Below are 14483 nucleotides of genomic sequence, written 5' to 3'. Positions count from 1 at the left end.
TTGGCGGTAACTGAGCATTACCGCCTGTAACTCATTGATTTATAAGGGATAGTGGCGGTGGGCCAGGGATTCGAACCCCGGGAGGGGATAAACCCTCAACGGTTTTCAAGACCGCCGCTTTCGACCACTCAGCCAGCCCACCGTGTTTGTTTTCCCGCCTTCAGCGAGAGAGCGCGATTATACAGTCCCTGCCAACGCGCACAAGCCCTGGCGGGCCGGTGCGCAGCAAAAGCAGTGCGTCTAGCCCTCGGATACACCGCTTGCGGCGGCGCCAGGGCGAGGCCCCCGTGGGTCATTGCTGGCGCGCGGCGCCACCTGGCCGCTGGCAGCCACAGGTGGGAACTGCTCTTCGCGGAACAGCGTCAGGTGCGCGGTGGTAATCGCCACCTCCTGCACCTGTCGCGGTGCCACGCGAGGGTCGTTGGCAGCGCGTCCGTCTGCGGTGAGACCAGCCGGCCGCGCCACAGGGGCTTCCGACGCAGCGGCTTCGGGAGCCGGTGCAGCGGGGGCCGGAGCAGGTTCCGCCGCCGGTGCCTCTGCGAGCTCAGGCGTTTTGGCCGCCTCGTCCGGCTCCGCGGGCGTGGGCGCTGCCGTATCGGGTTGCGCCTCGGCTGTCATCGCGGCGCTGTGCTCGCCATTTATGCTGCTGGCAGCGTCGGTTTTGGTGCTGCTCTCCACCTGCGCCGCCAATGGCGTGCTGTCGAGCACTTCTGCGGCGCTGACCGGCTCGCTGGCCGGCGCGTCTGCGGGTGCTTCGCTGTTGTCCACAGCTGTCTGTGCAGTGTCGGCCTGCGCTGTGTCACCGGTGTCGGCATCCGTCTGCGGACGGCTGCGGCGGCGACGGCGAGGTTCGCTACGCTTCATGTCCGAGGGGCGTTTGCGTGGCTTGCTGCCTTCTTCACTGGAGTCGTCTTGCCGGGCTTCCTGCTGGCGTCTGGCATAGGCTTCCAGGCTATCGTCATCGGAAGCATCTGCATCGACATCCGACTGGTCCTCTACCGGCACCACAGTGCGCTCGGCATCTGGGCGACGACGCCCTTTGCCACCGCGCCGCCGCGAACGCGAGTTGCCGCTGGATTGGCGCTCTTCTGAGGAGTCGTCCTGTGACCGGTTGCGTGACTCCGCTTTCTCGCCCCTGGTGGGCTGTGCGGATGCATCAGCCGCCTCATCCCGATCGTTGCGAGCCTGGTCGGCGTTGCGTGCATTGTTGCCATTGCGGCGGCGACCACCGCGGCTGCGTTTGCGTCCACTGCGCTCACTACTGTTCTCGCTTTTCTCGCTGTCTGGCTCCGCAGCGACGGCTTTTCGCGCCTTTGGCTTGGGCGCCGGCTCTTCCGCCTTCGCCGGCTCGCCGAACAGCATGCCCATCAGTCGCGTCACAAGGCCGGGCTTCACCGCGGGCGCGGCGGGTTCAGCAGCCTTGGTGGTAGCTCCCTTGCCGCCGCGCTTACGCTTCGGTGCAGGTGCTTCGGCGGTGGTTTCCTCCCGCTCGGGCGCCGGTTGTGGCGCAGGCATCTGCGGCGCAACACGTTGCACTGCGGCCTCCTGCTGAGGAATGTTGGCGGAGTGAGAATCGCTGATAAGGTCGGTATCCGGCACCGCGATATCGATGGAGTAACTCACGGTGCGGTCTTCGCTGACTTCGTCGTCGCGCAGGCGCTGCACTTCAAAGTGCGGTGTTTCAAGATTCGGATTGGGAATCACCAGCAGTCGCGTGCGGCTGACAATTTCGATATCGGAGAGGGCTGAGCGTTTCTCGTTGAGCAGGTATGCCGCCACATCCACGGGGACGATGGCGCGCACCTCGGCACTGCGGTCCTTGATGGCTTCTTCTTCCATCAGGCGCAGGATGGATAGCGCGAGAGACTTGGTGTCGCGGATAGTGCCCTGACCTGTGCAGCGCGGGCAGACAATGGCGCTGGTTTCCCCCAGAGACGGACGCAGCCGCTGGCGCGACATCTCCAGCAGGCCAAACCGCGAGATGCGCCCCACCTGGACGCGTGCGCGGTCCAGCTCCAGCGCATCGCGCATGCGGTTTTCGACAGCGCGCTGGTTGCGTGCGGCCAGCATGTCGATGAAGTCGATGACCACCAGGCCACCCATGTCCCGCAGCCGCAGCTGGCGCGCGATTTCATCGGCCGCTTCAAGGTTGGTCTGCAGGGCGGTGTCTTCAATGTCGGTGCCCTTGGTGGCGCGGGCGGAGTTGATGTCGATGGAAACCAGTGCTTCCGTGGGGTCAATGACAATGGAGCCCCCGGAGGGCAAGCGGACCTCGCGCTGGAAGGCCGTCTCGATCTGGCTTTCGATCTGGAAACGGTTGAAGAGGGGGATGGTGTCTTCGTAGCGACGAATACGGTTCTTGTATTTCGGCATGACCATGCTGACGAATTCATAGGCTTCGGCATAGGCATCGTCCGAGTCGATCAACACCTGGTCGATGTCGTCGCGCAGGTAGTCGCGCACAGCGCGGATGATCACGTTGCTCTCCTGGAACAGCAGCGCGGGCGCCTTCACTTCCTTGTTGGCAACGGTGATGGATTCCCAGAGCTGCAGCAGATAGTTCAGGTCCCATTGCAGCTCTTCGGTGGTGCGTCCCACACCGGCCGTGCGGATGATAACCCCCATACCGTTGGGGATTTCCAGCCCGCTCAGGGCTTCGCGCAGTTCGCTGCGGTCGTCCCCTTCAATGCGGCGCGAGATACCGCCCGCCTTGGGGTTGTTGGGCATCAGCACCATGTAGCGACCGGCCAGACTGATGAAGGTGGTGAGGGCCGCGCCCTTGTTGCCGCGCTCCTCCTTGTCGACCTGGACAATGATTTCCGTGCCTTCTTTTACGACCTCCTTGATCTTCAGGCGTCCCTCGCTGTTGCCGGGATCCTTGTAAAAGTACTCACGGGCGATTTCCTTGAGGGGTAGAAAGCCGTGACGCTCCGCGCCGAATTCAACGAAAGCGGCCTCCAGGCTGGGTTCAACCCGGGTAATCTTGCCCTTGTAGATGTTTGATTTCTTTTGCAGACGGGTGCGGTTTTCGATATCCAGATCGTACAGTCGCTGTCCGTCAACGAGCGCAACGCGCAGCTCTTCGGGCTGTGTTGCATTGATAAGCATTTTTTTCATGATGTGCCATTCTACCTGGTGCGCGCAGGTCTGGCGGGGCGGGAATCAGCCATACAGCCGGCCATGAGGCCGGACATAGCCGAGTAACGGTCCTGGCACTGACGTAGCGGCTGGGCCGATCACGCAGTGGTGAGGTACTACTCAGTACGCTCAGGTGAACTGTACAGGGCGAGAGGCCGTTGTCTGCCTGTCGCCGGGTAGTACTGCCGGTAGAGCCTGCGCGTGCAGGTCGTTACCCGGTCGGGGCCGCATCACCTGACGAATACGGCCGTACTGCCCAAAGCTTTCACTGATTCGGAGTCCCGGCAGTCTCACTGCGCGGTTCATACTGTATCGGCGCGGCTCAGCCTCAGTCCCGGGCTATGCCCTGTGGGTGGCGGGCGCGTCGACATCCGTTGTGTGCCTGCACACGCAAGTGCGGGTATGATGTCTCCTGTGGGGCGCTGCGGTTACGTCGGCAGACCCTGCTGTCACCGGAGTGGTTGCGTTGTGCGTCGGGGGTAAGACCCCTCGAGCCTGGCTACACGGCCCGGAGTATACCTGCATTTGCTAAGTGCTTCAATTATTTGGTGATTTCCCGAACCCATGGTCAAAACACAAGCCACCCCTGTACCCAATGCAGTCCGTTTCGTCGAAATTGATGCGGACAGCGCAGGGCAGCGACTCGATAATTACCTGCTGCGCGAGCTGAAGGGGGTGCCGAAAACACGCATTTATCGGGGCTTGCGCAAAGGCGAGTTCCGCATCAATAAAGGGCGTGTGAAAGCCGAATACCGCCTGGTGGCGGGTGATGTGCTGCGGGTGCCCCCGCTGCACCAGCCCGAGCCCGGTGCGCCGGTGGTGGTGCCGGGCTACTGGGCCGGTGAAATCCAGTCGCGCATCGTCTTCGAGGACGCGGGACTGCTGGTGATCAATAAACCCTCGGGGCTCGCCGTGCACGGCGGCAGTGGCCTCAACTTCGGTTTGATCGAGTGCCTGCGGCAGCTGCGGCCCCAGGATCGCTATCTGGAACTGGTGCATCGGCTGGATCGGGATACCTCGGGCCTTATCCTGGTGGCGCGCAAGCCTGCGGTATTGCGGGAGTTGCACCGGCAGCTGCGAGGCGACGGCGTAGACAAGCGCTATGTTGCGCTGGTGGCGGGGCGCTGGCCGCGTGAGCGGCGCATGGTGGAAGCCCCCCTGCAGAAAAATGTCGTGCAATCGGGTGAGCGTATGGTTCGGGTCGCCAAGGAGGGCAAGGCATCGGTGACCGGGTTTCAGGTGCTGGAGCAGTTTCATCGGGCCACGCTGGTGGAGGCCAGGCCCTATACCGGTCGCACGCACCAGATTCGCGTGCACGCCCGCTTCGCCGGCCATCCGATTCTCGGCGATGACAAGTATATGGACGATGCCTGCGCCGAGCTGGCGCGCTCGCTGGGGGTGGGTCGCTTGTTCCTGCACGCTCGCTCACTGACCTTTACCTTGCCGGGCGCGGGGCAATTACGTCTTGAGGCACCGCTCGACAAAGATCTAGAGACCATATTAGAAAATGCGCGTAAATAATTGAATATGGTAGTTATATTTGACTGGGATGGGACGCTTTGCGACTCCGTGGAGCAGATTGTGCAGGCCATGCAGGCGGCGGCGCAGGCCTGCGACCTGCCGGTGCCGGAGGCCGATGCCGTCAGGCACATCATCGGCCTCAGTCTGGTGACCGCGATGCCCCTGCTGTTCCCGGGCAGTTCGGCAGCACAGCAGGAGGCTATGCAGGCCGCCTATGCCCGCTGTTACCGTGCGCTGGACCCCGGGCCGGCGACTCTGCACGAGGGCGCCCTGGAGACACTGGACTGGCTGCGCGCTTCCGGGTTTGAAGTGGCCGTTGCGACGGGCAAGAGTCGACGGGGGCTGGATCGTGTCCTGCAGGGTCTGGGTCTGGAGGGCTACTTCCACAGCACACGCTGTGCCGATGAGACACGCTCCAAGCCGCATCCGTTGATGTTGGAAGAAATCCTGCTGGAGCGCGGCAAAGCGGCGCACTCCGCCCTGATGGTGGGCGACTCAGAATACGATCTGGAGATGGCGCGGCGCCTCGGCATGCCCTCGGTGGGCGTGACCTTCGGCGTGCATTCGCGCGAACAGCTTCTGCGCCACCGCCCGCTGGCACTGATTGACCGGCTGGCCGCGTTGCGGGAGCTGCCCCATGTGTTGTCTCAGGCCAGTATCGGGTAACCCGCCTCGCCAAGCAGGCGGGTCAGGGCGATGAGCGGCAGGCCCTCAAGGCTGCTGGGGTCGTCGCCTGCCATGCGCTCGAACAGGGCGATGCCCAGGCCCTCGCATTTGAAGCTGCCGGCGCAGTCCAGCGCCGGTTCCCGCTCGAGGTAGGCAGTGATTGCCGCCTGCGTCAGCGGGCGAAAATGCACGTTGAATGGCTCCACATGGGTCAGCTCCAGCTCGCCTGCGGCGTGGCAGACCGCCAGTCCGGTAAGGAAACGCACGGTGCGCCCGGAACTTGCCGTCAGCTGCAGCCGGGCGTTCTCCAGGCTGCCGGGTTTGCCGATCAGCCGGCCATCCAGCTCCGCCACCTGGTCGCTACCGATCACCAGGGCGTCGGGGTGGGCCCGGGCGACTGAACGCGCCTTGGCCAGTGCCAGACGCAAGGCCAGCTGTGCACCGGTCTCGCCAGCCAGGGGCGTCTCATCGGTGTCGGGCGGCAGGCAGCGGAAGGGGTGCTGCAGGCGCGCCAGCAAGGCTTTGCGGTAAGGCGAGGTCGAGGCGAGTATCAGGTCCATGATCAGGTTTTCCGCAAGCGACAGTGAAGGCTGTGAACTGGTTGTATTCTAAAGATATTTTTTGACAAAGGGGTAAACCGCCCCTATGATGCGCGCCTATGTTGACCGACCCCCTTCCCGCGTCGCTGGACGTCCGCAAGGCCGCTACGCGTGGCGCGACCATCAGGGGCACGCTCAAACCGCTGGAATTGCCCCGTTTTCGGGATCTGCTGGCCGCAGACGAGGGTGTTGTTGAGGCGGAGTTGGCGCTGTCCAGGGATGAGGAGGGCAGGTACGTTGTGCGGGTGGTGACTGACAGTGCGGTCACGGTTACCTGCCAGCGGTGCCTGCGGCCCATGTCGGCTGCGCTACATTCGGAGAGCACCCTAGCGGTGGTCTGGACGGATGAGCAGGCCCGTCATTTGCCGGCGAGCCTCGACCCATTGATAGCGGGTGAGGAGGAGGTTTCGCTGCGGGAACTGGTCGAGGATGAGCTGATTCTGGCAATGCCGCCTTTCAGCTATCACGAGCAGGCGGAATGCAACACAGTTTTGGCGGACCTCGCCGCGGAGCGCGTAGCAGACGAGCCCGTCGACAGGCCCAACCCGTTTGACGTGCTGGCGCAGTTAAAGCCCGGCGATACCCATCAGGAGTAAGACATGGCTGTTCAACAGGACAAGAAATCACGTTCACGCCGCGGCATGCGTCGTTCACACGACTCACTTTCCGGCCCGACCCTGAGCGTCGACCAGACCTCCGGTGAAACCCACCGCCGTCACCATGTGACGGCAGATGGCTTCTACCGTGGCAAGAAAGTGGTCAATACCGGCAACGACGAGTAAGTCCGTTCCGGCTGGCACTGCAGGCTGTTCACAGTCTACGTGTCGGTCATGGTATTGAAATCAAAACGGGAGCCCAGGCTCCCGTTTTGCATTTTCAGGCTGGCGCGCGCTGGCTGTTCTACACTGGCGGTAACCCGTGCCACTGTTGCCGGGTAACTGTGTAAACCATAGAGGGTGCTATTGATATGACGCTGAGTCACTGCGCATTTGTCTTTCCCGGCCAGGGGTCACAGAAAGTCGGCATGCTTGCCGGGGCCCACGCTGCCTTCCCGGCGGTGCGCGAGACCTTTGATGAAGCCTCCGCGGCGCTCGGCATGGACGTGTGGGGGCTGGTGCAGGAGGGGCCACAGGAGGCACTGAATCTCACGGCTACCACCCAGCCCATCCTGCTGACCGCCAGTGTCGCCCTGTGGCGCGCCTGGCGCGCAGCGGGCGGCGCGGAGCCCGCCTTGCTCGCCGGACACAGTCTCGGCGAATTTTCTGCACTGGTCTGTGCCGGCTCGCTCGCCTTTGACGATGCCGTGCGCCTGGTACGCCGGCGCGGTGAGTTCATGCAGACGGCGGTCCCGGTAGGCGAGGGCGGCATGGCGGCGATCATCGGTCTGGACGATGACAGTATCAACCGTATTTGTGGCGAGGTGAGCGCCGCGGGCGATGGCGAGGTGGCTGCGGTCAATTTCAACTCGCCTGGTCAAGTGGTGATTGCCGGCCACGCCGCGGCGGTCGAGCAGGCGTCCGCGGCGCTGAAAGCCGCGGGGGCGAAGCGCGCGATGCCGCTGCCGGTCTCCGCACCTTTCCATACGTCGCTGATGCGTCCGGCCGGCGAGCGCCTCGCCGAGGTGTTGGCCTCTATTGCAATTCAGGCGCCCGCCATACCCGTTGTGCACAATGTTCATGCGCGGCCCGAGTCCGACCCCGAGCGCATTCGCAGCCTGTTGGTGGAACAGATCTACAGTCCTGTTCAATGGACGGCCTGCGTTGCCTACATGGCGGCGCAGGGCGTCAATCAGGTGGTGGAGTGTGGGCCCGGTAAAGTGCTGAGCGGGCTCAACAAGCGCATCGACGGCGCGTTGCAGAGCCATTCACTGGAAGAGCCGGCCGGGCTTGCCGAAACGCTTGCCGCGCTGGCCTGAGCAGATCTGGAACAGGTATAAAGAGAGGGAACGGGGATGAGTGAGGAAAAGAAGGTTGCCCTGGTGACAGGTGCCAGCCGCGGCATTGGCCGCGCCATTGCGGAACAGCTTGCAGCCGACGGGCATGTCGTTGTGGGCACCGCGACCACGGAAGCCGGGGCCGCTGCCATCGGTGAGTATCTTCGGGAGGGCGGTTTCGAAGGCTGTGGCATGACACTGGATGTGGCTGACCAGGCTGCTGTCGAGGATGTGGTCAAGGGCATCAGCGCGCAATTCGGCGCGCCGCTGGTATTGGTCAACAATGCGGGTATCACGCGCGACAATATTCTGATGCGCATGAAGGCAGAGGAATGGCAGGCCGTCATCGACACCAACCTGAGCGCGGTCTACCGGGTCAGCAAGGCCTGCCTGCGCGGCATGACCAAGGCCCGCTGGGGGCGGATCGTGAATATCACGTCGGTAGTGGGCGCAATGGGTAATGCCGGACAGAGCAATTACGCGGCGAGCAAGGCGGGTGTGGAGGGTTTTTCGCGGGCGCTGGCGCGTGAACTGGGCTCCCGCGCCGTGACGGTCAACTGTGTCGCTCCGGGCTTTATTGATACCGATATGACGCGTGCACTGAGTGACGAACAGCGCGAGGCGATGCTCGGCCAGATTCCCCTCGCACGTCTCGGCGAGGCACGGGAAATCGGTGCCCTGGTGGCTTTTCTGTGCGGGGAGCACGCGGGTTATATCACCGGCGAGACTATCCATATCAACGGTGGCATGAACATGGCGTAAGGAGGTGCGGCGCTGCGTTGCCGGATGCTGGCGGTCGGCGCCCAAAAAAAATTTATTACTCCGGCGCAAAACAGAGTAAAATGCGCGCTTGGGCCGGGTGACCAGGTTTCATTCAGACTTTTTTTGTCAGGAGTTATACATAAAATGAGCAGCATTGAAGAACGCGTAAAAAAGATCGTCGCAGAGCAGCTTGGCGTCAAGGAAGAGGAAGTTCAGACGGAAGCGTCTTTTGTCGAGGACCTGGGCGCGGATTCACTGGACACGGTGGAACTGGTGATGGCTCTGGAAGAAGAGTTTGAAACCGAGATTCCCGACGAAGAAGCCGAGAAGATCACCACGGTGAAGCTGGCGATCGACTACATCAAGGAAAATCTCGCCTGAGATTTCCCCCGCAGTAACCGGAAGAGCCGTTTCTATGTTTTGATAGAGCGGCTTTTCTTATTTATGCTTCCAGCACCTGATTCAACCGGGGAGTGCGTTCGGTGATTGGCAGACGCGTTGTTGTCACAGGTCTTGGCATGGTGAGCCCGCTGGGTCTCGATGTGCAGGAAACCTGGAAAAATATCATTGCCGGCAAGAGCGGTGTCGCACCGATTGTCGCGTTTGATGTCGAGGCCTACAGCACGCGGTTCAGTGCCAGTGTTAGGGGCTTCGATAGCACGCCGTATTTCAGCGACAAAGACGCCCGTAAAATGGACATCTTTGTGCAGTTCGGGATGGCCGCCGGGATACAGGCAATGCTGGATTCCGGGCTCGAGGTGACGGACGCCAACGCCCACCGCATCGGCTGTGCCATAGGGTCCGGCATCGGCGGCATTGGCCAGATCGAGAAAAACACGGAAATCGTGGCGCGCTCCGGACCACGCAAGATTTCGCCCTTTTTTGTTCCCGGCTCTATCATCAACATGATCTCGGGCAACCTCTCGGTACGCTACAATCTACAGGGGCCGAACCTGGCCGTGGTGACGGCCTGCACCTCGGGCACGCACAACATCGGCCTCGGTGCCCGCCTGATTGCCCTGGGCGATGCCGATGCCATGCTGGTGGGCGGCGCCGAGATGGCCACCACACCTGTCGGCCTCGGGGGCTTTGCCGCCGCCCGGGCGCTGTCCACGCGCAATGACGATCCGGCAGCGGCTTCGCGTCCCTGGGATCGCGATCGCGACGGCTTTGTGCTGGGTGACGGGGCAGGGGTGTTGATGATTGAAGAATATGAGTCGGCGAAAGCGCGTGGTGCCAATATCTACGCGGAAATCACCGGCTTTGGCATGAGCGGCGACGCGTATCACATGACACTGCCGCCGGAGGATGGTCGCGGCGCGGCCGCCGCAATGCGCAATGCCATTGCCGATGCCGCAGTACCCGTCGACCAGATCGACTACATCAACGCGCACGGCACATCGACCAGTGCCGGTGATCTTGCTGAAAGCCGCGCTATCCAGACAGTGCTGGGGGCCGCGTCAGAGGCCGTCGCGGTCAGTTCCACGAAATCCATGATCGGTCACCTGCTGGGTGCGGCGGGGGCCGTGGAGGCCATATTCTCCATACTGGCCCTGCGCGATCAGGTGGCGCCTCCGACCATCAACCTCGACAATCCGGACGAGGGTTGCGTTCTCAATTACGTGCCGCACACTGCACAGGAGCGCCGTATCCGGCACGCACTCTCCAACTCCTTTGGCTTCGGCGGCACCAACGGGTCCCTGCTGTTCAGTCAGCTCGGCTGATGCCGGCCGGGTGGTAGCTGCGGCCCAGACATGGATTGACGGCACACCCGGCGACACTCTGCAGTTGCCGGATCGTGCGTTCGCCTACGGCGATGGGGTCTTCGAGACCATGCTCCTGCGGGACGGTCAACCGGTATTGGCCAGCCTCCACTTTGATCGACTGGCTGCCGGTTTGGCGTGTTTGCGCATGCCAGAAGCACTGCCGCTTGCCCGGCGGCATCTCGATACAGTCCTGGACTCCCTCCGCGCAGCGAAAGGTTACGCAGCCCTGCGCCTGACGGTGTCGCGAGGCACGGGGCCGCGGGGCTATGCGCCGCCGCAGGTGGCCGCGCCGCGGGTTGTCATCAGCGTCTCGGAAACGGCCTACGACCCCTCGGTTTTTCCGGAGCCCGCCAGGCTCGGGGAGACCCAGGTTCGCTGGGGCAAGCAGCCGCAGTTGGCGGGGGTGAAACACCTGAACCGACTGGAGCAGGTGCTGGCCGCTGCCGACGCGCTGGACGCCGGGGTGGACGAAGTGCTGATGCTGGATCAGTCGGGTGCGCCGCTGTCGGTGTCTTCGGGCAACCTGTTTCTGGTGGCGGGCAAGCGGTTGCTCACGCCCACATTGCTCGATGCGGGTATCGCCGGTACCCGCCGTCGACTGCTGCTGGATCACCTCGCGTCAGCCTGCGGGCTGCAGGCGGCGGAATCTCGGCTACAGCTGCACCAGCTGCTGGCGGCCAATGAAGTGTTCTATTGCAACGCCCTCACCGGTCTGCGGCCGGTCGGCGTATTTCGCGATCGCAACTGGAGCCTGCACCCGGTCACCCGATGCCTGCACGCCGCCTACTGCGAGTGGCTGCAGCGGTGACGCGCTGGTGGCGCCTGGCGCTTCTGGCGCTGGTACTTGCGGCTCTCCTCGTTCTGCTCGTGGCGCGGGTGGCCTGGGAAAGATGGCAGGCACCCCTGCGCCTGCCGGAGTCGGGGCTGCTGCTCACGGTATACCCGGGCGACAGTTTGCGCTCGGTGGCCGAGCGCCTGCAGGCGGAGGGCGTCTTGCCGCACCCGGAGCTGTTGCTGCTCTGGGCGCGCTACCACCGGCTCGATGCCCGGATTCGGCGGGGGGAGTACGCGCTGGAGCCCGGGCTTACGGCTGAAAGCCTGTTGGCGCTGCTGGTCAGTGGGCGTGTGGTGCAGTACCAGGTAACGCTTCCCGAGGGTATCGTGGTTGCACAGGCGATTGCCATTCTGCAGCGCGAGAACGCGCTGGAGAGCGTCCTGTCAGGGCCGGATGATGCCAGATTGTTGCAGCTCGTCGCACCCTACGAGGCGGTCGAGGGCCTGTTTCTGCCGGAAACCTACCGCTACGAGCGCGGCGACAGCGATCTCGATATCCTGCGCCGTGCACACCGTGCGCTGCTGGAGGCGCTGGAACAGGAGTGGGCAATACGCGACGCAGATCTACCCTATGCTTCTCCCTACGAAGCCCTGATCATGGCGTCCATTATTGAGCGTGAAACCGGTGTGCCGGAAGAGCGCGGAGAAATTGCAGGAGTGTTTGTGCGGCGGTTGCAGCGCGGGATGCGGCTGCAAACCGACCCGACCATCATTTACGGGCTGGGCGATGCCTTTGATGGCAACCTGCGCCGCAGTCACCTGCAGGACGCGGACAATCTTTTCAACACCTACCGTCACGATGGGCTGCCACCCACTCCGATCGCCTTGCCCGGGCGCGCGGCACTGCAGGCCGCCCTGCAGCCCGCGGCGGGTGAAACCCTGTTTTTCGTCGCGCGTGGCGATGGCAGCCACGAGTTCAATACCACGCTTGAAGGGCATGAGCGTGCCGTGCGTAAATACCAGCTGCAACGGCGCGAAGATTACCGTTCATCTCCGGAGAGTCCCTGACCATGGTCACAGCACGCGGTCTGTTCATCACCGTCGAAGGCGGTGAAGGCGCAGGAAAATCCACCAATATTGCCTGTATTCAGGCCTATCTGGAGTCGCGCGGGGTAGACCTCGTGGTGACACGCGAGCCGGGTGGCACCCGTCTGGGTGAGGATATCCGAGCGGTGCTGCTGCGCCCGAGAGAGGAGCCCGTGGTGCCGATGGCCGAGTTGCTGCTGCTGTTTGCAGCGCGCGCCCAGCACCTGCAGGATGTCATTCAGCCCGCGCTGCACGCCGGCAAATGGGTGATCTGCGATCGCTTCACCGACGCCAGTTACGCGTACCAGTGCGGTGGTCGCGGAATGCCCGCCGCAGCCGTGCGTGCGCTGGAAACGCTGGTGCAGGGGGAGTTGCGGCCTGACTACACGCTCCTGCTTGATGCGCCTGTGGCCACGGGGCTCGAGCGTGTCAGGGGCCGCGGTGAACTGGATCGCTTCGAGCGCGAGGAGCTGGCCTTTTTCGAGCGTGTGCGCGATACCTACCTGCAACTCGCCCGGGAGAGCAGCGGTCGCTATCACGTTGTCGATGCCAGTCAGCCTCTCGACGCGGTGCAGGCGCGCATTGAAGAAATATGCGCGGAGCTGTTCGCCTGCTGGGCACCGCGACACCCGGTGGCGAAATGAACCTGCAGGACCTGCCTGAAGTCAGCGTACCCCTGCCGTGGCAGGCCCAGGCCTGGGCGCGGCTGCAGGAGCAGTTCAGTCGCCAGCAGCTCCCACACGCGCTGCTGCTGGCGGGCCCGGGGGGCATCGGCAAGGAGCGGCTGGCGTTGGCACTGGCACGCTATCTGCTGTGCCACCAGCCCGTCGCCGGACACAACTGTGGCGCGTGCAGGGCCTGCGGTTTCAGCCAGTCCGGCAGTCACGGTGACTTCCGCTGGCTGCAGCCGGAGGGTAACAGCAAGGTCATACGCATTGAACAGGTGCGAGAGGCGGTAGCCTTTGTCTACCGCACGGCAGGGTTCGGCCCGCGCAAGGTTGTGGTTCTCAGCCCCGCCGAACGCCTGTCGCATGGTGCTGCCAATGCTCTCCTGAAAGGACTGGAGGAGCCCTCTGCAGATACTCACCTGATACTGGTCGCAGAACGTTTGCAGGGCATGCCCGCAACCGTGCGCTCCCGCTGCCAGTTGCTGCAACTGCCCCTGCCGGGCCGTGATCAGTGCCTGCCGTGGCTGCAGCGCGTCACCGGTGACGAGGCGGGTGCCGCAGACCTGCTCGCACTCGCTGGCGGCGTGCCGCTGCTCGCCGAGCAGTTGTTTACTGAAGGTGGCGCCGGGCCCTTGCGTGAGCGCCGCGCCCTGCTGGGAGACCTGGCCCGGGGCAGGGCGACGGTACCGGTTGTGGCCGCGCGCTTCGCCCAGCTGGAGCTCGCCGAGGCGCTGCGCGACATCGCCCTGTTTCTGCAGTTGTATTTGTGCCGGCAGGACCAGGCTGCGCTGCGCAGGGCGCAACCGCTGTTCCACCTGCTCGACCGCATGCAAGCGCTGCAGGCCGCCAGTGCGGCAGGCTCCAACCCGAATCCACAGTTGGCGCTGGAAAGTGTGCTGATCAGCCTGGCGGATGGCTTTGGTGTGATGCGCAGCGGTGCTAACATGCGTCCGTCTTCAGAGGAGATCGCACCATGAGTGATTCTGCAGCGGGCAGCCGCAACGGCATTTTGTCGCTCACCATCAAGGACAAGGCCGTGCTGTATTCGGCCTATATGCCCTTTCTACACAACGGCGGCCTGTTCGTGCCCACCAACAAGACCTACAAGGTGGGGGATGAGGTCTTCATGCTGCTGACCCTGATGGACGAGCCGGAGAAAATACCGATCTCCGGAAAGGTGGTCTGGGTGACGCCCCGGGGTGCCCAGGGCAACCGCACTGCGGGTATCGGCGTACAGTTCAGCGAGCAGGATGCTGCCGCAAACAGCAAGATCGAGAACCATCTCGCCGGGTCACTGGGATCGGATCGCCCGACCCACACCATGTAGCGTTGCGCACGGCGTTCAGGCAAAAAAATGGGTCCCGCCAGGGACCCAAGAAGACCATTAGGAGTGAAACACAAAAGGAATTGCTTCCCTTTCAAAGCGTTGGGTACGCTCTGAGTGGCTGCTCGCTCGAGTCAGGGGAAAAGCAGCCACATATTTAGTATCGCCTATCAGTGGTAATTTTCCACAGTCTCGCGGGCGAATTATTAGGCTGATTTACGATAATAAACTAGATAAATATCTCAA

At 63.2% G+C, this 14483-nt stretch carries 15 protein-coding genes and 1 tRNA gene; 13 read left to right on the top strand and 3 right to left on the bottom strand.

Annotated elements, in window-relative coordinates; all coding sequences use genetic code 11:
* Positions 1-52 precede the first annotated feature (52 nt).
* Positions 53-142, bottom strand: a tRNA-Ser gene (locus tag AACZ17_RS04675).
* A gap of 98 nt (positions 143-240) precedes the next feature.
* On the bottom strand, positions 241-3117 hold the full coding sequence (rne, locus tag AACZ17_RS04670; RefSeq protein ID WP_290746630.1) for a ribonuclease E: 2877 nt from the start codon (positions 3115-3117) through the stop codon (positions 241-243).
* A 585-nt stretch (positions 3118-3702) separates the two neighbouring features.
* Between rne and rluC the strand changes: the two genes are divergently transcribed.
* Together rluC and AACZ17_RS04660 are read left to right on the top strand one after the other, a co-directional pair.
* Positions 3703-4659 carry a 23S rRNA pseudouridine(955/2504/2580) synthase RluC gene (gene rluC, locus AACZ17_RS04665; protein WP_290746633.1) on the top strand — a complete coding sequence of 319 codons (957 nt, stop codon included), beginning with the start codon at positions 3703-3705 and terminating at the stop codon, positions 4657-4659.
* Between the two features lie 6 nt (positions 4660-4665).
* Positions 4666-5325: an HAD-IA family hydrolase gene (locus AACZ17_RS04660; RefSeq protein WP_290746636.1), complete on the top strand. Its 660-nt coding sequence runs from the start codon at positions 4666-4668 to the stop codon at positions 5323-5325.
* Here AACZ17_RS04660 and AACZ17_RS04655 read toward each other — a convergent pair.
* Positions 5307-5885, bottom strand: coding sequence for a nucleoside triphosphate pyrophosphatase (locus tag AACZ17_RS04655; protein WP_290746640.1), 579 nt, complete (start codon positions 5883-5885; stop codon positions 5307-5309). The genes AACZ17_RS04660 and AACZ17_RS04655 overlap by 19 nt on opposite strands.
* Positions 5886-5983: 98 nt before the next feature.
* Here AACZ17_RS04655 and AACZ17_RS04650 point away from each other — a divergent pair, with 98 nt between their 5' ends.
* The 11 genes from AACZ17_RS04650 to AACZ17_RS04600 all read left to right on the top strand — a co-directional run bounded on the left by AACZ17_RS04650 (position 5984) and on the right by AACZ17_RS04600 (position 14240).
* Positions 5984-6520 (top strand): YceD family protein, encoded by a 537-nt coding sequence (locus AACZ17_RS04650; protein WP_290746643.1) that lies wholly within the window; start codon positions 5984-5986, stop codon positions 6518-6520.
* Positions 6521-6523: 3 nt separating this feature from the next.
* Positions 6524-6706, top strand: coding sequence for a 50S ribosomal protein L32 (gene rpmF, locus AACZ17_RS04645; RefSeq protein ID WP_290746645.1), 183 nt, complete (start codon positions 6524-6526; stop codon positions 6704-6706).
* A 185-nt stretch (positions 6707-6891) separates the two neighbouring features.
* The gene (gene fabD / locus AACZ17_RS04640; RefSeq protein WP_290746648.1) at positions 6892-7839 is read left to right on the top strand and encodes an ACP S-malonyltransferase; all 948 of its coding nucleotides are present in this window, start codon (positions 6892-6894) and stop codon (positions 7837-7839) included.
* Positions 7840-7875: 36 nt separating this feature from the next.
* Positions 7876-8619 (top strand): 3-oxoacyl-ACP reductase FabG, encoded by a 744-nt coding sequence (gene fabG / locus AACZ17_RS04635; RefSeq protein WP_290746651.1) that lies wholly within the window; start codon positions 7876-7878, stop codon positions 8617-8619.
* A 144-nt stretch (positions 8620-8763) separates the two neighbouring features.
* On the top strand, positions 8764-9000 hold the full coding sequence (gene acpP, locus AACZ17_RS04630) for an acyl carrier protein (protein ID WP_027951009.1): 237 nt from the start codon (positions 8764-8766) through the stop codon (positions 8998-9000).
* Positions 9001-9101: 101 nt separating this feature from the next.
* Positions 9102-10343, top strand: coding sequence for a beta-ketoacyl-ACP synthase II (fabF, locus tag AACZ17_RS04625; protein ID WP_290746654.1), 1242 nt, complete (start codon positions 9102-9104; stop codon positions 10341-10343).
* A gap of 10 nt (positions 10344-10353) precedes the next feature.
* Positions 10354-11193 carry an aminodeoxychorismate lyase gene (gene pabC / locus AACZ17_RS04620; RefSeq protein WP_290746657.1) on the top strand — a complete coding sequence of 280 codons (840 nt, stop codon included), beginning with the start codon at positions 10354-10356 and terminating at the stop codon, positions 11191-11193.
* Positions 11154-12227, top strand: a complete 1074-nt coding sequence (gene mltG / locus AACZ17_RS04615; protein ID WP_290746660.1) for an endolytic transglycosylase MltG — start codon at positions 11154-11156, stop codon at positions 12225-12227. The genes pabC and mltG overlap by 40 nt, the downstream gene beginning before the upstream one ends.
* Positions 12228-12229: 2 nt before the next feature.
* A complete protein-coding gene (tmk, locus tag AACZ17_RS04610; protein ID WP_290746663.1) occupies positions 12230-12889 on the top strand; it encodes a dTMP kinase in 660 nt (219 codons plus the stop codon).
* On the top strand, positions 12838-13890 hold the full coding sequence (holB, locus tag AACZ17_RS04605; RefSeq protein ID WP_290746667.1) for a DNA polymerase III subunit delta': 1053 nt from the start codon (positions 12838-12840) through the stop codon (positions 13888-13890). The genes tmk and holB overlap by 52 nt, the downstream gene beginning before the upstream one ends.
* Positions 13887-14240 carry a PilZ domain-containing protein gene (locus AACZ17_RS04600; protein ID WP_027951014.1) on the top strand — a complete coding sequence of 118 codons (354 nt, stop codon included), beginning with the start codon at positions 13887-13889 and terminating at the stop codon, positions 14238-14240. The genes holB and AACZ17_RS04600 overlap by 4 nt, the downstream gene beginning before the upstream one ends.
* The last annotated feature ends 243 nt before the right edge of the window (positions 14241-14483 follow it).

It is taken from the genome of uncultured Haliea sp. (genome assembly GCF_963973825.1).
GTDB lineage: Bacteria > Pseudomonadota > Gammaproteobacteria > Pseudomonadales > Halieaceae > Haliea.
The sequence above is the reverse complement of the archived record's forward strand: the minus strand, read 5'-3'. Positions and strand labels throughout refer to the sequence as shown.